Annotated in this window: 19 protein-coding genes; 14 read left to right on the top strand and 5 right to left on the bottom strand. The window is 66.8% G+C overall.

Features of this window, described 5'->3' with window-relative positions:
- Window positions 1-3: 3 nt before the first annotated feature.
- The 4 genes from HUK72_RS17850 to HUK72_RS17835 all read left to right on the top strand — a co-directional run bounded on the left by HUK72_RS17850 (window position 4) and on the right by HUK72_RS17835 (window position 5,433).
- The gene (locus HUK72_RS17850) at window positions 4-1,242 is read left to right on the top strand and encodes a cytochrome P450 (protein WP_218036167.1); all 1,239 of its coding nucleotides are present in this window, start codon (window positions 4-6) and stop codon (window positions 1,240-1,242) included.
- Window positions 1,243-1,285: 43 nt separating this feature from the next.
- Complete coding sequence (locus tag HUK72_RS17845) at window positions 1,286-2,059, top strand: SDR family NAD(P)-dependent oxidoreductase (RefSeq protein WP_176598143.1); 774 nt, start codon at window positions 1,286-1,288, stop codon at window positions 2,057-2,059.
- A 141-nt stretch (window positions 2,060-2,200) separates the two neighbouring features.
- Window positions 2,201-4,351 carry a TonB-dependent receptor gene (locus tag HUK72_RS17840; protein WP_176598142.1) on the top strand — a complete coding sequence of 717 codons (2,151 nt, stop codon included), beginning with the start codon at window positions 2,201-2,203 and terminating at the stop codon, window positions 4,349-4,351.
- Complete coding sequence (locus tag HUK72_RS17835; RefSeq protein WP_176598141.1) at window positions 4,351-5,433, top strand: PepSY-associated TM helix domain-containing protein; 1,083 nt, start codon at window positions 4,351-4,353, stop codon at window positions 5,431-5,433. The genes HUK72_RS17840 and HUK72_RS17835 overlap by 1 nt, the downstream gene beginning before the upstream one ends.
- Here the strand turns inward: HUK72_RS17835 and HUK72_RS17830 are convergent.
- The 3 genes from HUK72_RS17830 to HUK72_RS17820 are packed head-to-tail and all read right to left on the bottom strand — an operon-like array spanning window position 5,412 to window position 8,466.
- Window positions 5,412-6,155 (bottom strand): metallophosphoesterase, encoded by a 744-nt coding sequence (locus tag HUK72_RS17830; RefSeq protein ID WP_176598140.1) that lies wholly within the window; start codon window positions 6,153-6,155, stop codon window positions 5,412-5,414. The genes HUK72_RS17835 and HUK72_RS17830 overlap by 22 nt on opposite strands.
- Window positions 6,139-6,912, bottom strand: a complete 774-nt coding sequence (locus HUK72_RS17825) for a nucleotidyltransferase family protein (RefSeq protein WP_176598868.1) — start codon at window positions 6,910-6,912, stop codon at window positions 6,139-6,141. Before HUK72_RS17825 ends, HUK72_RS17830 begins: the two co-directional genes overlap by 17 nt.
- Before the next feature lie 54 nt (window positions 6,913-6,966).
- The gene (locus HUK72_RS17820) at window positions 6,967-8,466 is read right to left on the bottom strand and encodes a CoA-acylating methylmalonate-semialdehyde dehydrogenase (protein WP_176598139.1); all 1,500 of its coding nucleotides are present in this window, start codon (window positions 8,464-8,466) and stop codon (window positions 6,967-6,969) included.
- Window positions 8,467-8,566: 100 nt separating this feature from the next.
- Here HUK72_RS17820 and HUK72_RS17815 point away from each other — a divergent pair, with 100 nt between their 5' ends.
- The 4 genes from HUK72_RS17815 to HUK72_RS17800 all read left to right on the top strand — a co-directional run bounded on the left by HUK72_RS17815 (window position 8,567) and on the right by HUK72_RS17800 (window position 13,440).
- Complete coding sequence (locus tag HUK72_RS17815) at window positions 8,567-9,451, top strand: LysR family transcriptional regulator (RefSeq protein ID WP_176598138.1); 885 nt, start codon at window positions 8,567-8,569, stop codon at window positions 9,449-9,451.
- 107 nt (window positions 9,452-9,558) lie between these two features.
- Window positions 9,559-10,098, top strand: a complete 540-nt coding sequence (locus HUK72_RS17810; RefSeq protein ID WP_336952145.1) for a sigma-70 family RNA polymerase sigma factor — start codon at window positions 9,559-9,561, stop codon at window positions 10,096-10,098.
- Between the two features lie 86 nt (window positions 10,099-10,184).
- Window positions 10,185-11,162 carry a FecR domain-containing protein gene (locus HUK72_RS17805; RefSeq protein ID WP_255325853.1) on the top strand — a complete coding sequence of 326 codons (978 nt, stop codon included), beginning with the start codon at window positions 10,185-10,187 and terminating at the stop codon, window positions 11,160-11,162.
- Window positions 11,074-13,440 carry a TonB-dependent receptor gene (locus HUK72_RS17800; RefSeq protein WP_336952163.1) on the top strand — a complete coding sequence of 789 codons (2,367 nt, stop codon included), beginning with the start codon at window positions 11,074-11,076 and terminating at the stop codon, window positions 13,438-13,440. The genes HUK72_RS17805 and HUK72_RS17800 overlap by 89 nt, the downstream gene beginning before the upstream one ends.
- On the opposite strand, the gene HUK72_RS17795 is transcribed toward HUK72_RS17800, so the two are convergent.
- On the bottom strand, window positions 13,424-14,464 hold the full coding sequence (locus tag HUK72_RS17795; protein ID WP_176598136.1) for an endonuclease/exonuclease/phosphatase family protein: 1,041 nt from the start codon (window positions 14,462-14,464) through the stop codon (window positions 13,424-13,426). The two genes, HUK72_RS17800 and HUK72_RS17795, sit on opposite strands and share 17 nt — an antisense overlap.
- A gap of 227 nt (window positions 14,465-14,691) precedes the next feature.
- Between HUK72_RS17795 and HUK72_RS17790 the strand changes: the two genes are divergently transcribed.
- From HUK72_RS17790 to HUK72_RS17765, 6 genes are read left to right on the top strand one after another with little or no spacing between them, the layout of a single operon-like run.
- Entirely contained in the window at window positions 14,692-15,429 is a 738-nt protein-coding gene (locus tag HUK72_RS17790) for a polysaccharide deacetylase family protein (RefSeq protein ID WP_176598135.1), read from the top strand.
- A gap of 3 nt (window positions 15,430-15,432) precedes the next feature.
- Complete coding sequence (locus HUK72_RS17785; protein ID WP_176598134.1) at window positions 15,433-16,596, top strand: glycosyltransferase; 1,164 nt, start codon at window positions 15,433-15,435, stop codon at window positions 16,594-16,596.
- Window positions 16,593-17,543, top strand: coding sequence for a hypothetical protein (locus tag HUK72_RS17780; protein WP_255325852.1), 951 nt, complete (start codon window positions 16,593-16,595; stop codon window positions 17,541-17,543). Before HUK72_RS17785 ends, HUK72_RS17780 begins: the two co-directional genes overlap by 4 nt.
- Window positions 17,540-18,043: a DUF2141 domain-containing protein gene (locus tag HUK72_RS17775; protein WP_176598133.1), complete on the top strand. Its 504-nt coding sequence runs from the start codon at window positions 17,540-17,542 to the stop codon at window positions 18,041-18,043. The genes HUK72_RS17780 and HUK72_RS17775 overlap by 4 nt, the downstream gene beginning before the upstream one ends.
- A 4-nt stretch (window positions 18,044-18,047) precedes the next feature.
- The gene (locus HUK72_RS17770) at window positions 18,048-19,220 is read left to right on the top strand and encodes a glycosyltransferase (RefSeq protein ID WP_176598132.1); all 1,173 of its coding nucleotides are present in this window, start codon (window positions 18,048-18,050) and stop codon (window positions 19,218-19,220) included.
- A 16-nt stretch (window positions 19,221-19,236) separates the two neighbouring features.
- A complete protein-coding gene (locus tag HUK72_RS17765; protein ID WP_176598131.1) occupies window positions 19,237-19,407 on the top strand; it encodes a hypothetical protein in 171 nt (56 codons plus the stop codon).
- A 401-nt stretch (window positions 19,408-19,808) separates the two neighbouring features.
- Here the strand turns inward: HUK72_RS17765 and HUK72_RS17760 are convergent, their stop codons facing one another.
- The gene (locus HUK72_RS17760) at window positions 19,809-21,056 is read right to left on the bottom strand and encodes an NAD(P)/FAD-dependent oxidoreductase (RefSeq protein WP_255325851.1); all 1,248 of its coding nucleotides are present in this window, start codon (window positions 21,054-21,056) and stop codon (window positions 19,809-19,811) included.
- Window positions 21,057-21,171: the final 115 nt, after the last annotated feature.

Here is a 21,171-nt window from a genome sequence, read left to right as displayed (position 1 = left end):
TTTATGATTGGAGAGATCAAGATGTTCGAGATGCAGCTTGCGCCCAAGCCCGATCATGTACCCGATGATCTGGTCGTCCATTGGGATTTCACGTCCCCGCCAGGCGGCGAAGAGGATGTGAATACTGCCTGGAAACAATTGCACGATGGACCTGACATCATATGGACCCCACATAATGGCGGCCATTGGATCGTCACGCGCGCAGCCGACATCGAACATATGCAAAAGCATCACGACCCCTTCTCCATGCAGAGGATCGTATTGCCCGAACATCCGGACCGGCCCCGGCTGCTGCCGATCGAAATGGACCCGCCGGAACATGCGCGTTACCGCTCGATCCTGAACCAATTCTTCACGCCGCGCGCGATCAAGGCGTTGCAGGAGGAGGCGCGGCTGCTGGCCATCGCGTTGATCGACGGCTTCAAGGCTGACGGACGCTGCGAGTTCATCAGCGATTTCTCGATGAAGCTGCCTATCACCATTTTCATGAAGATGGTCGACCAGCCGCTGGATCATCTCGATCGGCTCCTTGAATGGACCGAAATGTCGGTCCGCCCGAAGAAACCGGAAGACCGGACCGCCGCCGCTCTCGCCATGAATGCTTACCTTGAAGATGTGATCGAGGCGCGCAAGGTCAAGCCGGGAGAAGATCTGCTGAGCGCCGTCGTCGTGGCGCAGGTGGGCGGCAACGCCATACCAAAGGAGGATTTGCTCAGCATCACCAGCAACCTCATGTTCGGCGGTCTCGACACGGTTGCATCGTCGCTCGGCTTTGCCGCCAGGTTCCTTGCCGAAAATCCGGCGAAGCGCCGCGAACTTGTCGACCGGCCCGAACTGATCGCCAACGCGGTCGACGAACTTTTGCGCATGTTCGCGCCCTCATCGACCGCGCGCGTCGTCACCCGCGACATCGAATATGGCGGCGTGACCTTCCGCGCCGGTGACCGCATCTACATTCGTCCTTTGTTGCATGGCATGGATGAGCGCAAATTCCCCGATCCGATGGAAGCCGATTGGGAACGGCCCGCGCTGGAGCGCAGCTACGCCGCATTCGGCAATGGGCCGCACCGCTGCCCCGGCGCGACCCTGGCGCGCAGCGAAATGCGGATTTTCCTGGAGGAATGGCTGGCCCGCATTCCAGACTTCGCGCTTGATCCCGCCGACCGGCCGACCTTTGGCGCAGGCATGGTGAACGCCGTTTTGCGTCTGCCGCTCGTCTGGGAACCCGCACGGCAGCACTGATCCTTCACCTCTTCCATCCATCGCATTTCATCTGGGAGCCGTCATGTCCGATCTTCCACCACTTTCCGTCTTCGGCCTTGAGAACAAGTCCGCCATCGTCACCGGCGCGGGCTCGGGGATAGGCAGGGCGACCGCCACGCTGTTCACGCAGGTGGGCGCGCGCGTTCTTTTCGTCGATATGGACGAAGGCGCCGTTCGCGAGGCGGCGGACATGTGCCAGTCCCCTTACGCTGTCTGCGACATTTCGGATGAGGCGTCGGTCATGGCCACCTTCGACAAGGCGGGGGCGCTGTTCGGGAGCCTGGACGTGCTGGCCAATGTCGCGGCTTACCGGCGCAAGGCGGATACCATGACGATGCCCGCGTCGGAATGGGACATCATGCACGCCGTCACCACGCGCGGCACCTTCCTGATGATGCGGGAGGCGATCAGGATCATGCGCGATCAGGGCAGCGGCGGTTCCATCGTCAACGTGTCGTCGGTGAGCGCCGACCATCCGACGATCTTCAACAACATCCATTATGATTCAGCCAAAGCGGGCGTCGACGCTATGACCCGTGCCGCCGCCGTCGAGTTTGCTGAGCATAAGATCCGCGTCAACTCGATCCAGCCCGGCGGCACGGCGAGCGGCGGCGCGAAGAGGATGGGAAGCGAAATCCGGATGCGCGGTCCCATGACGGCGCCGGGTCGCATCCCCCTGGGCCGGATTTCCGATCCGATCGAGCAGGCCCGTGCCATTCTGTTCCTCGCCAGCGATGCGGCCAGCTACATCACCGGCCATCATCTGACGGTGGACGGCGGCTATAGCGTGTCCTGAAATCGCTGGCTTAAATCTTATTCCGCCGATGGAGGTAAGGCGAGCCACGCGCTTCCTTGCGAAGCGGTTAATTTATATTGATAATGACTTGCAACATCTCATTCTCTTGGCTAGCGGGAGGGCAGCCAATTGGGGGAATGAATGCACATCCGCTCGTCTGTCCTGCTCGCCACCACCGCCTTCGCGTTGACCAGCCTGCCTGCGTTGGCCCAGTCGGAACCCGCTGCCGAGGAGGCTGGCCCGATCATAGTGACCGCGGCGCGCACGATTCTGCCCGCCAACGCCCTGCCGCTGACGATCGACGTCATCGATCAGGAAACGCTGAACCAGCAGGTCGCGATCGGCGGGTCGATCGTCGATGCGGTGTCGGCGCTGACTCCGTCCTTTTCGCCCACGCGGCAGAAGCTGTCCGGCGCGGGCGAGACGTTGCGCGGCCGCTCGCCGCTCTATGCGATCAACGGCATTCCGCAGACGGCGCCGCTGCGCGACGGCGCGCGGGACGGCTTCACCATCGATCCCTTCTTCATCGACCGGGTGGAGCTGATCTATGGCTCCAACGCCTTGCAGGGAATCGGCGGCACGGGCGGCATCGTCAATCAGGTGACGGTCACGCCGCCAAAGAATGACGGCCTGTCGGGCCGGGTGTTGGTGCAGGGCAATGCCGACACCGGCTTTCGCGGCGACGGCATCGGCGGCAAGGTGGCGGGGCTGATCGGCTGGCGTTCCGGGCGCTGGGATGCGATGGTCGGCGCGGCCTATGAGAAGCGCGGCGCTTTCTACGACGGCCATGGCAATCGCGTCGGCACCGATCTGACTCAGGGCGAGACGCAGGACAGCCGGAGCTGGTCGCTGTTCGGCCGCTTCGGCTATGCGCTCAGCGACAGCGCCCGGCTGGACCTGACCATGAGCCGCTTCCAGTTGAAGGGAGAGGGCGATTATGTCGCAGCGGACGGTGACTATCGCGTCGACCGGCCGACCAGCTCGGCGCGCGGCACGCCGCCGGGCGTTCCCGCCACCAACCGTACCGAAAGCGCGGCGTTGACACTGACCGACAGCGATTTGTGGGGCGGCAATTTCATCGCGCAACTCTTCTTCAACCGCTCGCGGGACACTTATGGCGGGGAGGTAGCGCCGATCGCCAGCTTCCAGGACCCGCGCATCGCGCCTGTCAACACGCTGTTCGACCAGTCGCAGAACCGCAGCCGCAAATATGGCGGCAAGATCAGCTATGAGCGCGCCATGCCGGGGTTCGAGGCGCTGACCGCCACCATCGGCTTCGACGCGCTCTACGACCTGACCGAACAGCGGCTGATCGCGACCGGCCGAAGCTGGGTGCCGCCGACCGATTATCGCAGCCTCGCGCCCTTTGCGCAGTTCAACCTGGCGCTGTTCGACAAGAAGCTGCGCCTGGCGGGCGGGCTGCGCTATGAGGATGTGCGCATCAGCATCGACGACTATCATACGCTCTGGACCTATGGCGGCGGCGTCGATGTGGCGGGCGGCGCGCCGACCTTCAGCGACATGATGTTCAACGGCGGCGTCATCCTGGAACCCTGGACCGGCATCCGCGCCTATGCCAGCTATGCGGAGGGTTATACCGTGCCCGACGTCGGTCGCATCGCCCGCGCCGTGGCGACGCCGGGCGTCGACATCGACGATTATATGAACATCAGCCCGATCGTCTCCAACAATCGCGAGATCGGGGTGGAGGTGAAGCGCGGCCCGATCGACGCCGGTTTAGCTTATTTCGGGTCGACCAGCAAAAATGGGTCGCTGCTGGTGCAGAGCGGCGGCGTGTTCGAGGTTCAGCGCCAACGGGTGGAGATACAGGGGCTGGAACTGAACCTGTCGGCCAAGATGCCGCTGCCGGGGCTGACCCTGTCGACCGGCTATGCCCATCTGATCGGCCGCACCGACGGATCGGACAATGGCATCGACAAGGTCGACCGCGATCTGGACGGCGCCAATATCTCGCCCGACAGGGTGAACGTCGCCGCCAGCTATGTGCAGGGGCCGATCTCGGCGCGCATCCAGACGCAATTCTTCCTGTCCCGCCAGTTCGAACGGACGCCCGGCGCCTATCCGCCGCTCTATCGCTTCGATGGCTATGACGTGACTGACCTGTCGCTGCGTTACCAGACCCGGTTCGGCGCCCTGACGTTGGCGGCGCAGAATATCTTCGACACATTCTACATCGATTATTACAGCCAGACCGTCCGGCCCAACGACAATGCCCATTATTTCGCGGGGCGCGGACGCAATTTCACCCTGTCCTGGGATTATCGATTCTAGTGAAACTGCTCGACACCCTCCACCGCTGGACCGGCGGACTGATCGGACTACTGCTGGCCCTGCTGGGCGTTAGCGGCGCGCTGCTGGTGCATAAGAACGCCTGGACGCTGGCGCCCCATGCCGGCGATCCGCGGGTGGAGGATGTCCGCCAACTGGCCGATGTGACGCAGCGACTCATGGCCGATCCGGCGGCGCGGCCGCAGTCGATCACTTATGCGTCCGACGATTTCGGGCTTTTGAAATTGCTGTTCGAGGGTGGTCGGGGCGCCTATGCGGACCAGCGGGGTGCTGTGGTGGCGCAATGGAACAGCCTATGGGAGCGGCCCGAATTGTGGCTGTTCGACTTCCACCACCATCTCTTCTCCGGCGAGGCGGGCGATTGGGTGATCGGCATCGCCGCGCTTTGCGGGCTGTTCTTCGTGTGCTCCGGCCTCATCCTCTGGTGGCGCACTCGCCGGACATTCGAATGGCGGCTATGGCCTGCGCGGATGAGTCGTCCGGCGATCGTGCGGCATCATCGCGATCTGGGGGTGGTCGTCGCGCCGCTGTTGCTGCTGTCGCTGGTGACGGGGGTCGTGCTGGTGTTCCGCCCGATGGCGGCGCTGCTGTTCGGGCCGGGCGCGCCTGCGCAGATCGACAAGGCTCTGGCTCCGCCGCCGCCTCGCGACGCGAAACTGGCCGAGCGGCTGGACTGGGCCGGGATAATCGTGGCGGCGAAGGCGCGCTTTCCCGATGCGGAACTGCGCAGCCTGAGCCTGCCGCGCAAGGATAGCGGGTTGATCACCATCCGCATGCGGCGGCCGCAGGAATGGCTGCCCAATGGCCGCACGACGCTGTGGTTCGCGGCCGACAGCGGCGCGTTGGTCGTGGCACGCGATGCCGCCACGCTGCCGACGGCGGTGAAGGGCTATAATCTGCTCTATCCGCTCCACGCGGCGAAGGTCTGCGGCTTGGCGTTCAGGCTGGTCATGACGCTGTCAGGCCTTGCGATGACGCTGCTCGGCACGCTGGCGGTCTGGACCTTCTGGTTCAAGCGTCCCGCCAAGGCAGCCCGCCCGCGTCAGATCGCGATCAGGGCATAGGGCCGGTCGAACCGCTCCGACAGCACGAACTGCGCGCAATTATAGACCGGGACGCCGCCGGGCGTGGTCCCTTCGAAGGCGCCGCGATGGGCGTGGCCGTGCACGGCGAAGCGGACATTGTCGAACCTGTCGATGGCTTCAGCCAGCCGCGACGAACCGAGGAAGGGGAAAATCTCCGGCGGTTCCCCCTGCACCGTGTCCACCACCGGGGCATAGTGCAGCACGGCCACGGTCCGCTCCGTCCGCAGCGAGCGCAGCGCATTTTCCAGCTTGCGCGCCTCGTTGATCGATTCCTCGACAAAGCCTTTGATCGCGCTTTCCCCGAAGGCGCCCAGCTCGCCCCGGCCGAAACCGCCGACGAAACCCTTCACCCCGGCAAAGCCGACACCCTTTATCTCGACCGCCTGATCGTCCAGCACGGTGACGCCCGCGCCGTGCAGGATTTGCGCCACGACTTCGGGCTGGCCGCATTCATGATCGTGATTGCCCAGCACCGCGACGGTCGGAATGGTGCAGCTTCGCAGGTCTTCGGCCAATATCTCGGCCTCCCGCGTCTTGCCGAAATTGGTGAGGTCGCCGCACAGCGCCAATATGTCCGCTTGGGCGGAAATCTCCTCGAACATCGCCCGGTAGCGATGTTCCGACATATCGGTGACATGCAGGTCCCCGACGGCGGCCAGGACCAGGCTGTCCTTGGGCCGCGCTTCACTGGTTGCGGTCATGGCTCTCCTCCAGCCCCTTGCCCACCACGTCGGCAAAGCCCCAGTCGGTGATGTCGATCAGATAGTCGCGCGGCGACAGCAGCCGCCCCCGGCAGACGCGCAGCTTGGGCACGGGCAGTTCGGCGCGGGTCTGCAACCGGCCTAGCAGCTCCTCGAACAGCCAGAGCGGAATACAATGGCGCTCCGTCGGATAGATGAAGCGGAAATTCAGCAGATGGATGAGCAGCACTTCCCAATGCAGCTCCATCGCGTCCAGCAGCCGCTGCCAGTCGATATGCTCATGCTGGCGCAGGATGATGTGCGCGACATCCGCGCCATCATAGCGGTAGCGGTCCTGGATGAAGACTTTCGAGAGGATGAATTCGGTGGGTGGGGTGATCCGTACCCTCGTCCCATAGACTTCGGCGTGGGAGACGTCCCGGAACCATTCCTCCGTCACCGGCAGGCTGGCCGAGGAGATGTTGTAGATCACATCGAAGAAATGATCGCCGCGCCAGACCTTGCCGATCCAGCGCTCATCCTCGAACTCGACGCGATGCCCCAGCGCCTTGAAATAAGCGAGGATGCGGGGTGCATCGCCCGGCTTGCAGAAGACGTCCAGATCCTTGGTAGGCCGGGTGATGCCGGTATGGCATCCCAGCGCGTAGGTGCCCGACAGCATGAAGGGGATGCCGGACTGGACCAGATGCGCGAGGCTTTCCGCGTAGAATTCCGCCGCGTCCGGTGGAGGATCGAAAGTGGCGGGTTCGTGGCTCATCCCCTGGGGAACGGACAAGCCGGTGCTTCCGTTCCCCCTTCCGCCGCCGGAGGCTTATTTCATCGTCGGGATGACGAAGCTCTGGTCGATCACCGCGCCGCCGTCGGGCCAGCGCTGCGTGATCTTCTTGGTGCGGGTGTAGAAGCGCACGCCATCCATGCCGTACTGGTCGAGATCACCGAAGCCCGAGCGCTTCCAGCCGCCGAAGCTGTGATAGGCGACCGGCACAGGGATCGGCACGTTGATGCCGACCATGCCGACTTCGACATCGGCGGCGAACTTGCGGGCATAGTCGCCGTTGCGGGTGAAGATGGCGACGCCGTTGCCATATTGGTGCTTCGACGGATAGCTCAGCGCTTCCTCGAAGGTCTGGGCGCGCAGGATCTGGAGCACCGGGCCGAAAATCTCGTCCTGATAGCTTTTCATCTGCGGCGTCACCCGGTCGATCAGCGTCGGGGCGAGGTAGAAGCCCTCCTCATAGCCCTGGAGCGAGAAACCGCGCCCGTCGACCACGATTTCCGCGCCCTCATCGGCGGCCATCTGGATATAGCTTTCGACGCGGGCCTTGTGCACGCCGGTCACCAGCGGGCCATATTGCGCGTCGGGATCGGTGGGGATGCCGGGGCGCAGCGTTTCGATGGCGTCGATCAGCTTGGCGCGGAAGGTTTCCGCCGTGGCTTCGCCCACCGGCACGACCACCGGCAGCGCCATGCAGCGCTCGCCCGCCGAGCCATAGGCTGCGCCGACGATGTCGGCCACCGCCTGGTCCATGTCGGCGTCGGGCAGGATGATGCCGTGATTCTTGGCGCCGCCCATCGCCTGCACGCGCTTGCCGTTCTGGGCGCCGCGGGCATAGACATAGTTGGCGATGTCGGACGATCCGACGAAGCTGACCGCCTTGATGGCCGGATGATCGAGGATGGCGTCGACCATCTCCTTGTCGCCGTGGACGACGTTCAGGATGCCCGCCGGCATGCCCGCTTCGATCGCCAGTTCAGCCAGGCGCACCGGCACGGACGGGTCGCGTTCCGAGGGCTTGAGGATGAAGGCGTTGCCGCAGGCGATGGCCATGGCGCTCATCCAGAGCGGGATCATCGCGGGGAAGTTGAACGGGGTGATGCCCGCTGCGATGCCCAGCGGCTGGCGCATCGAATAGACGTCGATGCCTGGCCCTGCGCCCTGGGTATATTCGCCCTTCAGCAGATGGGGGATGCCGCAGGCGAATTCGACGACTTCCAGGCCGCGCTGAATGTCGCCCTTGGCGTCGGCCACCACCTTGCCATGTTCGGAGGAGAGCAGGACGGCGAGTTCGTCCATATTCTGCTCGATCAGTTCCTTGAAGCGGAACATCACGCGGGCGCGGCGCTGCGGGTTGGTCGCGGCCCATTCGGGCTGGGCGGCAAGCGCGGAATCGACCGCCTTCTGAAGATGGGCGGCGGTGGCGAGTTCGACCTGGGCCTGGACCGCGCCGGTCGCGGGGTTCAGCACGTCGGACAGGCGGGCGCCCGCCAGCGGGGCGGATTGTCCATGAATGAAATGAGTAATTGAACGCATTTTTCCGGTTCCTCTCCTGCCGGTGGGATGGCTTTGGTATAGACGGGTCAGCTTTGCAGATATACGGGTATGTGGACACATTGGTTGTGCGGATTTGCCTATGCTGAATTCCGATGAGCTGCGCCTGTTCCTCGCCGTGATGCGGGAGGGCAATATGTTGGCTGCTGCGCGCCGGGTCGGGGTGGATCATAGCACGGTCGCCCGGCGGGTGACCAATATGGAGGCGACGCTGGGAGCGCGGCTGTTCGACCGCAGCCCGCGCGGGGTGACGCCGACGCCCGCCGCCTTCGCGCTGGTCCCCCATGCCGAGCGGATCGAGAGCGAACTGCTCGCCGCGATGAGCAGCGTCGCGGGACGCGACCGGGAGGTGGAGGGGACGGTGCGGCTCGCCACGCCGGAGGCCTTCGCCAGCCATCTGATCGCGCCCCGCGTGGCCAAGCTGCGGGAGCGGCATCCGCGGCTGACGCTGGAGCTTGCGTCCGAAAGCAAGGCGGCCAGCCTGTCGCGGCGGGAGGCGGAGATCGCCGTGATGTTGAAACCGCCGCCCAAGGGGCGGTTCGTGACGCGCAAGCTGGCCGATTACCGGCTGGGGCTTTATGCGTCGAAAGCCTATCTGGCGCGGGAGGGGGTGCCGACGGGGCGGGCCGATCTCGGCCGGCATGTTTTCGTTTCCTATATCGAGGAGTTGGCCGGGTTTGCGGAGATGATCGCGCTTGATCAGTTGTTGCCGGGGGCGGCCATCGTCTTCCGGGCGAGTTCCAGCGCGGCGCAGCATGCGGCGGTCGCGGCGGGCATGGGGCTGGGCGTGCTGCATGTCTTCGCGGCGGCGGAGGATGAGCGGCTGGTGCAGCTATTTCCGGAGTCGATGGAGGTGTGGCGCAGCTATTGGCTGGTGATGCATGCGGATTTGCAGCGCTTGCCGAGGGTGCGGGCGGCGGCGGATTTTCTGGATGAGGTGATGCGAGGGGTGCGGGAGCGGTTGTAGACCGAAGCGCGACGTGCTCCTGCCTTCGCAGGAGCACATTGCCCTCTTACCGCAACATTACGGGCAATTAAATTGCAAAGCCCCGCGCTTGGGGGGAATGAAGGGGCGTGGATCGGAAGGGCGCCAGAATGGAAGGCGGGCTGGAAACTGTCTATCACGCGCTTCGCGGCGAGCTGTTGCGGTTCCTGGTCGCGCGCACCGGCAATGCCGCGGAGGCGGAGGATGTGCTGCACGACATGTGGCTGCGCATCGGGGAGGGGGGCAGCGGACCCGTCGCGAATCCCCGCGCCTATCTCTATCGCGTCGCGCAGAATCTGGTGCTCGACCGGCTGCGCGAGGCGAAGCGGCGCGAGGTGCGCGACCGGGCGTGGATGGAGCTGGCCTCCGGCGCCGATCTGCGGCACGCCGATCCTGCCGACAGCCGCGCCGATGCGCTGGAGCAGATGACCGCGCGGGAGGAGGTGGCCCGGCTCGCCTCCGCCATCGCCAATCTGCCGCCTGGGGCGCGGCGCGCCTTTCAGTTGCACAAGATCGAGGGCCTGCCCCATGGCGAGGTCGCGGCGCGGCTGGGCATCAGCAAGAGTGGCGTCGAAAAGCATATGGCGGTCGCGATGAAATATTTGCGCCGAGCGTTGAGCGAGGACTGAGGCAATGCTGTAATGGTAACGTCACAGGGGAGACAGAAGGGCGCGGACGGGCCATGCCCGGACGGGGCCCGGTACGGGACGGAACCATGACGGAGACGATCATCGACCAGGCGGTCGCCTGGCACCGGGCGCAGGACGATGCGGATTTCGACTGGGACGGCTTCACGCTGTGGCTGGAGGCCGACCCCGTGCACCGTTCCGCCTTCGATGAGATCGCGTTGCTGGACGCCCGGATCGACGCGCATCGCCCTGCTTTGGCCGCGCTGTTGCCGCCGGTCGAGAGCGCCCCGGCGGCGCTTCCCGCCGTGGAGAAACCGGTTCCCGCCCAGCGCCGCTGGGGCGTCTGGGCCGGTGGCGGCATCGCCGCCGCGATCGCGCTGGCGGTCGCCATGCCCGCCCTGCTGCCGTCCGCATCGCCCGTGGCCGACTATCGCACCGCCGCCGGGCAGAGCCGCATCGTCGCCCTGAAGGACGGTTCGCGGATCGCCCTTGCCCCGTCGAGCCATTTGCGGGTGGAGGGAGAGGGCCAGGACCGGCTGGCGCTGGAGGGCGGCGCGCTATTCGACATTCCCCACCGCCCCGGCCGCACGATGACGATCCGGGCGGGCGGGCAGGAGATCAGCGACATCGGCACCCGTTTCGACATATTGGCCGACGCCCGGACGATGCGGGTCGCCGTGGCGGAGGGCGTGATCGCGCTGCGCCCGGCGGGCGGCGGCAACGCCGCGATCCGCCTGCCGGCCGGGCGGCAGATGGTCGTCGACCGGACGGCGCATCAGGGCGAGATCAGCGCGGTCGCGCCCGCCGCGGTCGGGAGCTGGCGGCAGGGACGGCTGGTCTATGAAGGCGTGCCGCTGTCACTGGTCGCGTCCGACATCAGCCGCTATGCAGGGGTGCCTGTCAGGGCCGGGGCGGATGTCGCCGGCCGGCGCTTTTCCGGCGTGTTGATCGTGGGGGACGGATCGAGTCTTGTCGGTGAAGTGGCGCAGCTCATGGATCTTCGGATCGTGCGCGAGGAGGGGCGCAAGGACGGCGCTGTCCTGCTGCGCGCTGGCGGCGGCTGAACTCGCCGCGCCGGGCAGCGCCTGGGCGCAGGCCCGGCAGATCAGCATCGACGCCGCGCCGCTGCCCGCCGCGCTGGCGGAATTGTCGCGGCAGACGGGCATAGCGGTCGGTTTCGAAGGGCGCTTGCCGGACATCCGGTCCCGCCCGGTCAGTGGCCGCCTGACGGCGCGGCAGGCGCTGGCGAAGCTGCTGGAAGGAACGGGGCTGACGGCCCAGCGCCTGTCCCCGACGACCTTCCGCCTGGTGCGCGCCGAGCGGGCGCCGCTGCCGCGTCCAGCGGATCGCCCTTCGCCCCAGCCCGGCGGCAGGGTGGACATCATCGTCACCGGCACCAAGCGGGCCGAACACCTGTCGAGCCTGCCCATATCGGTTGCCATCGCGGACGGGCCGGGCGAACGGAGCGGCACATTGCTGCCCGGAACCGCCGATATTGCGCGGCAGCTCGACGGGCTGACGCTGACCAATTTGGGGCCGGGGCGCAACCGGCAGTTCATCCGGGGCGTGGCGGATAGCCCATTCAACGGCAACAGCCAGTCGACCGTCGCCATATTGGTGAACGACGCCCGCGCCACCTATAACGCGCCCGATCCTGACCTGCGGCTGGTCGATGTGGAGCGCGTGGAGCTGCTGAAGGGGCCGCAAGGGTCGCTCTACGGCACGGGCACATTGGGCGGGGTCTTCCATATCGTGACCCGGCCGCCCGATGCCGGGCGGTTCGCGGCGATGGTGGGCGCGGGCGGGTCTTTCGCGACCCATGGCGATGTCGGCGGCGCGGCGGAGGCGATGGTCAACCTGCCGCTGGTCGCGGGCCGGCTGGCGCTGCGCGGCGTCGCCTATGCGGCGCGGGAGCCGGGCTGGATCGACACAGCCGGGCGGGGCGATTCGAACCGGGGGCAGGTGCGCGGCCTTCGCCTCGCGCTGCGCGCGCTGCCGGGGGACTGGACCGTCGACGTGAACGGCATCCTCCAGTTGCAGGACGTGGCGGACAGCCAATATGTCTATGCCCGGCACCGGCTGGTACGGCCGTCCCAGCCCGCCGAGCCGCATGACAATGACTTCGCCATGGCGTCGCTGCGGATCGCGGGGAAGCTGGGCGACGCGGACCTGGTTTATGCGGGCAACTGGGTCGACCATGACGTGTCCAGCACATTGGACGCGAGCGCGCTGTCGGCTTCGGCCTTCGGCGTTCCGGCCCCGGCGCTTTATGTGGAGCAGCGCAGGAACCGCCTGTTCGACCAGGAATTGCGCCTGTCCCGCAGCGACGGGGACGGCCTGTCCTGGCTGGCGGGCCTGTCCTTCATGGACGTGCGCAACCATCTGCTGGGCACGGTCCGGGGCGCGGCGGGCGACATGACGGTGGCCACGGGCATTCAGGGGGTGCTTGAGCTGTCGGCCTTTGGCGACGTCAGCGTGCCGCTGTCCCGCACGCTGTCGCTGAATGTCGGGGGCCGCCTGTTCCATTCGCGGACCGAGGAGGAGCGGGGCGCGAAACGGGCGCGGGTCGAGGTTTCGGTGTCGCGCAGCGGCTTCACCCCGTCATTCGCTTTTTCCTGGCAGGCGGGGGGCGGCGATTTCCTCTATCTGCGCTATGCCGGGGCGCTGCGTCCGGGCGGGCTTTCCCAGACCGGCACGGGATCGGCGGAGCGCTTCGAATCCGACGAATTGCAGACCTTCGAGGCGGGCTGGCGTCATGGCGCGTCGGCGCGGCTGACGATCAACGCCGACGCCTTCCTGACGACATGGTCGCATCTCCAGTCCGACTATCTGCTGTCCAACGGGCTGATCGGCACCCGCAATGTCGGGGATGCGCGCATCCATGGGGCGGAAGCGTCGGTCGACTGGACGCCGGGGCGCGGCTGGGCGCTGACCGCCGGGGTGGTGGTGCAAAGCGCCCTGCTGACGAGGGAAAGCGACGGATCGAGGATCGAGGACCGGCATCTGCCCGTCATTCCGCGCTGGACGGCGCGATGGGGATTGCGCCGGTCCTTCGATCTGGGGGGATGGAGCGGGAGCGCCGGGGTGCGGGTCAATTATCTGGGCCGTTCGCGCCTCAGCTTCGATCCGGGGCTGGACCGCAAAATGGGCGATTATGCGCTGGCGGATGCCGATCTGCTGCTGAACAAGGGGGGCTGGGGCATTCGCATGGCGGGCAGCAACCTGTTCGATTGCAGGGCGGACAGCTTCGCCTTCGGCAATCCCTTCTCGCTGGGCGAGGGGCCGCAATATACGCCGCTGCGGCCCCGGCAATGGACGGTAGGCTTCACAAGGTCGTGGTGACGGGCCGCCGCCGGAGCGCATAGACGGCGGCATAGCCGACATGGTCCGACAACATGCTGCCGTCGGCGGCATGGCCGAAGGGCACCTCGATCCGGCGCAGCGCGACATCGGTGTCCCGGCCCGACGCGAAAAATTCCCAATCCCGGCCGCGCCGCGCCGACAGCCGCGCATCGGCGGACAGAGGCAGATGCAGCCTTGCCGCCGCCGCATAGGCATTGTCGGCGGGGGCGCCGAGGCTCCAAGAACGGGCCTGCCCGATCAGGTCGCCGCGCCGCGCCTGCGTCTGCCCGGCGTTGAAATCGCCCGCCACGATCAATGCGTCGCGCGGGTCGTGGAAACGGCGGATGAAGGCGGTCAGGCAGGCGAGTTGCCGGTCATGGGCCTGGTTCGACCGCTCGTCCGGCACATCGGAGGCGCGGCGGCTGTTGAGATGGGTGGTGACGACGTCCACCGGATCGCCGCCGCCGGGCAGGCTGATCCGCACCAGCATTGCGCCCTTGTTCGCCAGGCAGTCGAACCCCGCGCAGGCATAGCCGGGATAGACCATCGCATGCGCCCCGACGATCGGGAAATCGGACAGGATCTGCAGGCCGCTGCCGACCCATTTGCCGATCCCCTCGCCATGGGACCAGCTTTCCGCCGCCGCGAATCGCAGATCGGCGGGAGCGGGGGGCTGCAGGCTGGCGGCATCTTCCCCTGGACCGTCGAGAATGTAGCGATAGCCCGCGGCGCGGCCGATCGTCCGCGCCTCGCTGGTGAAGGCTTCCTGCAACAGCACGATCTGCGGGTTGCGCCTCTCTGTGCGCAGCCTCTGCAATGTCGTGGCGATGCGGGCGAAATCCGCCGGGCGGCCCCAGGCCATCGGCCAGGGCAGGCCGTGGATATTATAGGTCATCACCGACAGCTCGCCGCCGAAACGGGGCGGACCGGCGGGGGGCGGCGGATCGCGCCTGTCCGCCGACGGCGCCGCCGCGATCAGCGCCGCGACCGCCATCGTCCGCAGGGCATATCCGAAAATGCGCACGCCTCTTCTCCTGCCGCGATGGCGGAAAGACGGCAGCGGGTCGATGTCACCTCAGTTGTCGCAAGTCGAAAAAATAAACGGCCAAGGAACTGCGGCGCTTTCCGGCCATGGCGTCTTCCCTGCAAGAGTGAAAGAGCGCTTGTGGCCGACTTTGTAATAATGGCGTCATCCCCGACAATCATAGGGCCGCTGGTAATGCACAGGGTTTCGGGGGGCGTTGACCTGTCATGAAGCGGCTTCTTCTTTCAATTCATGATGTTGGCCCCCGTTTCGAAACGGAGGTGGAGCTGCTGCTGGATCGGACGACGCGCTATGTCGGGCTTTCCGAACTGGCGATGCTGGTGGTGCCGGACCATTGGGGGGGGCATCCCCTGGCCGTGGGATCGCCCTTCGCGGCGCGGCTGCGGGCCTGGGCCGATGCGGGGGTCAGCATGTTCGCGCATGGCTGGTTCCACAAGGACATGGCCGTCCACGACAGCGCCGCCGCACGCTTCAAGGCGCGGCATATGACCGCCGGGGAAGGCGAGTTTCTGGCACTGGACGGCGAGACGGCGGCGCGGCGGATGCGGGACGGGCGCGACCTGATCGAGCAGATCACCGGGCGGTCGGTGACAGGGTTCGTCGCGCCGGCCTGGCTGTATGGCGCGGGCGCGCTGGATGCGCTGGGGCGATGCGGGTTTGCGCTGGCGGAGGATCATATGAAGGTCTGGCATCCGCCGTCGGGCAAGGTGCTGGCGCGGGGGCCGGTCATCACCTGGGCCAGCCGCAGCCGGGCGCGAATCGCGTCGTCGCTGCTCGCGGCGCGGCTGTTGCCGACAGTGCTGCGCCATGCGCCGGTCGCCAGGGTTGCGGTGCATCCGGGCGACGCGCATGTGCCCGCGCTGCTCGGCAGCATCGACCGGGTGTTGCGGCGGCTGGGGCGAACGCATCGGCCTGCGCGCTATGGCGATCTGTTGACGGGCTGATCCATGCGCATCCTGACCTTCCTTCACAGTTTCGAGCCGGGCGGGGTTGAGCGCGTGGCGCTGCGGCTGGTGCGGCGCTGGCGGGAGCAAGGCGTCGACGCGCCGCTGTTCCTGGGGCGCGGCGACGGCGCGATGCGGGCGGAGCTGGGGGAGGGGCTGGAGCATCATCTGCCCCGGCGGCCGGGTTTTTCCGTCGCCTGGTTCGAAACATTGTGGATGATCGCGACCTTGCCCGGCTTCATCCGCCGGACGCGGCCCGATGCGCTGTTCTGCGCGGGCAACAGCTATGCGGTAGTTGCGGTGGCGATGAAGCTGCTGCTGGGGCGGGCCTGTCCGCCCATTCTGGCCAAGATCAGCAACGATCTGGAGCGGCGGGACATGGTGTGGCCAGCGCGCATGGCCTATCGGGTCTGGCTGCGGGTGCAGGGGCGGTTCATCGACCGTTTCGTCGCCATGGCGCCGGGGCTGGAGCGGGAGATCGAGGCGCTTGTCCGGCCCGGCAAACAGGCGATCGGCGTCATTCCCGATCCTGCCCTGTCGCTGGCGCAGATCGACGGGCTGCGGGCTGTCCGCCAGCCGGAAGGGGAGGGCGAGGGGCGTCTCTTCGTCGCCATCGGCCGTCTGGCGCGGCAGAAGAATCTGCCGCTGATGCTCGAAGCCTTTGCGCGGGCGGCGGGCGCGGAGGACCGTCTGCTGATCTTCGGTGAAGGCCCGGAACGTAGGGCGCTGCAAGGCCGGGCGCAACGGTTGGGCATCGCGGATCGGGTCCGTTTCATGGGTCATGTGCCCGACCCGGCGCTGCACATCGGCGGGGCCGACGCGTTCCTGCTCTCCTCCGACTATGAGGGCGTGCCCGCCGTGCTGCTGGAGGCGCTAGCCGTCGGCCTGCCCGTCATCGCCACGCAATGCAGCGCGGCGATGCGGTCGCTGCTGGGCGACGGGGCGCTTGGCTGCCTTGTCCCGGTGGGCGACCTGCGCGCCTTCGCTGCTGCCCTGGCCGATGCGCCCTTTCCGCAGGACGAGCCCGCCAGTCTGGCGCAGGCGCGCCGCTTCACGCTGGAGGCGGCATCCGACGCCTATCTCGACAGTTTCGCGGCGATGGCGACTGAGGCGCATGCCCGGCCGCGCCGTCATCCCATCCAGTCAACAATGACGAGCCCCCTATGATTGGCAACAGTTCCACCGGCCTTCTGCCTGCGTCCCGGCCGCTCGATCCGGCGGTCCCGGCCATGCTCGATCCCCGGCCCTTGATCCAATCGGGCCGCAACTGGACCCGCTGGGCCGGGCCGCTGGTGTCGGTGCTGATCCTGGTGGTCGCGCTGCACCAGTTTCGCGGCATCGATCCGGCCAGCCTCTGGGGGCTGGTGCCGGGCGGCATCGCCTTCTGGGCCGCCTTCGCGCTTTATTATCTGGCCGGGCCGCTGTCCGAATGGGTGATCTTCCGCCGCCTCTGGTCGATCCCGGCGGACGGCTTCGCGGCACTGCTGCGCAAGCTGGTCAGCAATGAAATCCTGCTCGGCTATCTGGGGGAGGTCTATTTCTACGCCTGGGCCCGGCGCCATGCGAAGATCACCACCGCCCCCTTCGGCGCGATCAAGGATGTGACGATCCTGTCCGCGCTGGTGGGCAATGGCGTGACCTTGGTGATGGTGGCCTTCGCCGTGCCGCTGCTGGGCGCGGTCGATGCGCGGCTCAACACCTGGGAAGTCGGCGGGTCGATACTCTTCGTGCTGGCGACGTCGCTGGTCGCCATGCTGCTGCGCAAGCGGCTGTTCACCCTGCCGCGCAAGGCGCTGTGGATGGTCGCGGCGATCCATCTGCTGCGCATCGTCGCGACGACGGTGCTGGCGGCGATGATGTGGCACATGCTGCTGCCCGACATAGCGCTTAGCTGGTGGATTTTGCTCGGCACGCTGCGGCAGTTGGTCTCGCGCCTGCCCTTCCTGCCGAACAAGGATGTGGTGTTCGCAGGCATGGCCGCCTTCCTGATCGGGCGCGACAGCGAGATCGTGTCGGCCATGGCGCTGATGGCGTCGCTGATCCTGGCGGCGCATCTGCTGGTCGGCATCACGCTGGGGGCGACCGGATTGCTGCGGGAAAGCCGGGCGCAATGATCGCGACCCTCTTCCTCGCCAGCGCGGCGATCCCCTCCACGCCCGATCTGGGCAAGGCCGAGGGGCAATGCCGCCCGGACGAAAAAGGCTCCGCCTATCTGGTGGAGGTGGCGGGCCTCAAGGACCGCAAGGGGCGGTTGAAGCTGGAACTTTATCCCGCGAACGACGCGGATTTCCTGGCGGACGACAATATTCTGATCGCCGCGGGCAAGCCGTTCCGCCGGGTCGAGGAGCCGGTGCCGCCATCCGGCCCGGTGGAGTTGTGCATTCGCGCGCCCGGCCCCGGCAGCTATGCGCTCAGCCTGCTGCATGACCGCGACGCCAATCGCCGCTTTTCCCTGTCGATCGACGGCATCGGCTTTGCGGGCAATCCGAAGATCGGCTGGTCCAAGCCCCATGCCGCCGCTGCCAGCGCGCCCGTGGGCAGCGGCCCTACCCGCATCGCCATCACCGTCAATTATCGCCGGGGGCTTTTTTCCTTCGGCCCAGCGGAGAAATAATCCGATGCGCATCGTCGATGTCTGCGCCTTCTACGCGCCCAGCGGCGGCGGGGTGAAGACCTATGTGGAACGCAAGCTGCGCGCCGGGGCGCAGGCGGGGCATGAGATCATCATCCTGGCCCCGTCCGACAGCGACCGGGTGGTGGAGGCGGGCGGCGGCAAGATCGTCATGCTGCCCGCGCGGCGTTTCCCGCTGGACCGGCGCTATTCCTATTTCGACGATGAACAGTCGCTCCACGCCATGCTCGACCGGCTGCAACCCGATCTGGTCGAGGCGTCCTCTCCCTGGGGCAGCGCCGCGATGGTGGCGCGTTGGCGGGGGGATGCGCCCCGCGCCCTCATCATGCATGCCGATCCGCTGTCCGCCTATGCCTATCGCTGGTTCGGTCAGGTGCTGAGCCGGGAGCGGATCGACCGGGGCTTCGACTGGTTCTGGCGGCATTTGCGGCGGCTGGACGAGAGTTTCGACATGGTCGTCAGCGCCAGCGACAGCCTGTCCCAACGGCTGGAGGCAGGACGGCTGAAGCGCGTCGTGACCCTGCCCATGGGCGTGGAGCCCGGCCATTTCAGCCCGGCGCGGCGCAATGAACGGCTGCGCGCCCGATTGCTGGAGCGCTGCGGCCTGGGGCCGGAGGCGACGTTGCTGCTGGGGGTCGGCCGCCATGCGCCGGAAAAGCGCTGGCCGATGGTGATAGAGGCCGTGACATCGGCGGGATTCGGCACGCCGGTCGGGCTGGTGCTAGTGGGGGACGGGCGGGAACGGGCGCGGGTGCGTCGCGCCGCCGCCAATAATCCGCATATCCAGTTGTTGGCGCCGATGCATGACCGGCCCGCATTGGCCGAACTGCTCGCCAGCGCGGACGCGCTGGTCCATGGCTGCGAGGCGGAAACCTTCTGCATGGTCGCGGCGGAGGCGCGGGCGAGCGGCCTGCCGGTCATCGTGCCGGACGAGGGCGGCGCGTCGGACCAGGCGCGCAGCGGCGGGGGCCTGCTTTACCGCGCGGCGCAGGCCGACAGCCTGGCGGCCGCCATCGTCGATTTCGTGAAGGGCGGGCCTGACGAGCAGCGCCACCGCGCCGCCGCGCTGGCGCCATCGGTCATGACCATGGACGATCATTTCGGCCGGTTATTCTCCGCCTATGAGCGCCTCGCGCCGGGTCGCCGCCATGCAGCTTAAAGGAAGCTTGCCGCTGATGCGACGATCCGGGATGGCCGCCGACGACAGGCGGCAGGCGCGCTCCGGCGAACGGGCGAAGGAGATGAAGGAGGCGGGGGAAGCCCATGCCTGCGGCTTGCGCTATCGGTCCGATTGCGAATGCTGGTCCTTCTGGGCGGGGATATTGTGGTGGTTGTTGCGGTCTTAGGCGGCGTGGACAAATTCAGGGCGCGCCGGACTGAGCGATTTGGGTGGAAGGCGGACGTTTCTAATCCTCCCCATCGAGAGATGGGGAGGGGGACCAGCCGAAGGCTGGTGGAGGGGAAAATGGCACGACCTGCGTATTTCCCCTCCACCATGCTTCGCATGTCGAAGAGAGGCACGTGACTCTCTTCGACCCTCCCCACGCTTCGCGCAGGGAGGATTTGATGTCAGCCATTGGCCATTGCCCTACGTTCCGAATCCGTCCACGCAGCCTGGAGTTTATCCCGTTGCACCATGTTCCTGCCTACGCAGGAGTACGGTGCGCTTTAATCCAATCGGCCTGAAAAGACCGCCATTTTAACTATGCGGGCCTTCGGTTTGTCATCTTCGGAATGTCGATGCAGCTCATGACGCCATCCGGTCGGTTTGTGCCGCCATTTTCAGCGGAATGGAGATGTCGGCCAGCTTTGCCCGGTCGACGGGAGTGCCCTTCAGGATCAATGTGCGGGCGCCCATGAAATCCTTCGGGCTGTTGATCGCGTCGACCGCGATCACCTGGCCCTGCCGCAGATAGACGGCGGTGAAGGGGCCGTTTTCCGGATCGCCGCGCAGCACGATGTCGTCGGCATCCTTGTTGAGTCCGGCCGATTGCAGTTTCAGGTCGAACTGGTCGGACCAGAAGGTCGGTAGCGCCCGATATTCGGTGGGTTCGTCCAGAATGGTGTCGGCGGCGGCGGTCGCGGAATCCATCGCATGCTGGACGGATTCCAGCCGCCACAAGCCTCCGGCGAAGGGATTGGGATGCCGGGCGCAGTCGCCTATCGCCAGCACGCCTGCCGCCGACGTGCGGCAATATTCGTCCACCAGCACGCCCCCGTCGCAGGCGATGCCCGCCGCTTCCGCCAGCGCCGTGTCGGCGTCGATGCCGATGCCGACGATGGCGAGGTCGATCGGGATTTCCTCGCCCGAGGCCAGACGCACGGCCGTCAGCCGGTCTTCGCTGGAAAAGCCCGCGACCTGTTCGCCCAGGCGCAGCTCGACGCCCCGGGCGCGATGCTGCCGCTCGAAAAAGGCGGAGATTGCGGGCGAGGTGACGCGCTGGAGGACGCGGGGCTGTGCTTCGATGACGACGACCGGGTGGCCCATTTCGCGCGCCGCCGCCGCGACCTCCAGCCCCACATAGCCCGCGCCGATGATGCCGACGCGTCCGCCGCGGCTGAGCCCTTCGCGGATCGCGTCCACATCCGCGACGGTGCGCAGATAATGGATGCCCGGCAGCGACGCGCCGGGGCAGCGGAGGCGCCGCACGCTTCCGCCGGTGGCCAACACGCACCAGCGGAACCGGATGGCCCGGCCATCGTCCAGTTCGGCGCGCCTGTTCGCGGGATCGAGCGAAGCGACCCTGCACCCCAGTTCGAAGCGCACCTGCTGTTCGGCCCAATAATCGCTGTCCCGCAGCAGCAGCCGGTCGATCTGGACGCTGCCGATCAGATAGGCCTTGGACAAGGGCGGGCGGTCATAGGGCAATGTGCTTTCGTCGCTGACGACGGCAATGGTCCCGGCAAAGCCCTTTTGCCGCAGGGCGATGGCCAGATGCGCGCCCGCATGGCCGCCGCCGATGATAAGGACGTCCACGGCGATATGTTCGTTCAACCCGATTCTCCCCTGGTGCGCGTCCGTCTTTCCGTTGTTCCGGGGAAATTGGGGGAAAAGGCGCCCGGCAACTATCCCGTTAGCGCAGCCCCTGCCCCCCTGGCGCGGCCTTTTG

The sequence above is a fragment of the Sphingobium sp. 15-1 genome, assembly GCF_013375535.1.
GTDB classification, from domain to species: domain Bacteria; phylum Pseudomonadota; class Alphaproteobacteria; order Sphingomonadales; family Sphingomonadaceae; genus Sphingobium; species Sphingobium aromaticivastans.
This window is presented reverse-complemented; position numbering and strand designations above follow the sequence as displayed.

Excerpts from the sequence above, each read along its gene's own strand:
- HUK72_RS17785 (WP_176598134.1), top strand. The coding sequence starts at position 15,433 with ATGCGCATCCTGACCTTCCTTCACAGTTTCGAGCCGGGCGGGGTTGAG.
- HUK72_RS17845 (WP_176598143.1), top strand. The coding sequence starts at position 1,286 with ATGTCCGATCTTCCACCACTTTCCGTCTTCGGCCTTGAGAACAAGTCC.
- HUK72_RS17850 (WP_218036167.1), top strand. The coding sequence starts at position 4 with ATGATTGGAGAGATCAAGATGTTCGAGATGCAGCTTGCGCCCAAGCCC.
- HUK72_RS17820 (WP_176598139.1), bottom strand. The coding sequence starts at position 8,466 with ATGCGTTCAATTACTCATTTCATTCATGGACAATCCGCCCCGCTGGCG.
- HUK72_RS17805 (WP_255325853.1), top strand. The coding sequence starts at position 10,185 with ATGACGGAGACGATCATCGACCAGGCGGTCGCCTGGCACCGGGCGCAG.
- HUK72_RS17790 (WP_176598135.1), top strand. The coding sequence starts at position 14,692 with ATGAAGCGGCTTCTTCTTTCAATTCATGATGTTGGCCCCCGTTTCGAA.
- HUK72_RS17815 (WP_176598138.1), top strand. The coding sequence starts at position 8,567 with ATGCTGAATTCCGATGAGCTGCGCCTGTTCCTCGCCGTGATGCGGGAG.
- HUK72_RS17825 (WP_176598868.1), bottom strand. The coding sequence starts at position 6,912 with ATGAGCCACGAACCCGCCACTTTCGATCCTCCACCGGACGCGGCGGAA.
- HUK72_RS17830 (WP_176598140.1), bottom strand. The coding sequence starts at position 6,155 with ATGACCGCAACCAGTGAAGCGCGGCCCAAGGACAGCCTGGTCCTGGCC.
- HUK72_RS17840 (WP_176598142.1), top strand. The coding sequence starts at position 2,201 with ATGCACATCCGCTCGTCTGTCCTGCTCGCCACCACCGCCTTCGCGTTG.
- HUK72_RS17770 (WP_176598132.1), top strand. The coding sequence starts at position 18,048 with ATGCGCATCGTCGATGTCTGCGCCTTCTACGCGCCCAGCGGCGGCGGG.
- HUK72_RS17765 (WP_176598131.1), top strand. The coding sequence starts at position 19,237 with ATGCGACGATCCGGGATGGCCGCCGACGACAGGCGGCAGGCGCGCTCC.
- HUK72_RS17775 (WP_176598133.1), top strand. The coding sequence starts at position 17,540 with ATGATCGCGACCCTCTTCCTCGCCAGCGCGGCGATCCCCTCCACGCCC.
- HUK72_RS17780 (WP_255325852.1), top strand. The coding sequence starts at position 16,593 with ATGATTGGCAACAGTTCCACCGGCCTTCTGCCTGCGTCCCGGCCGCTC.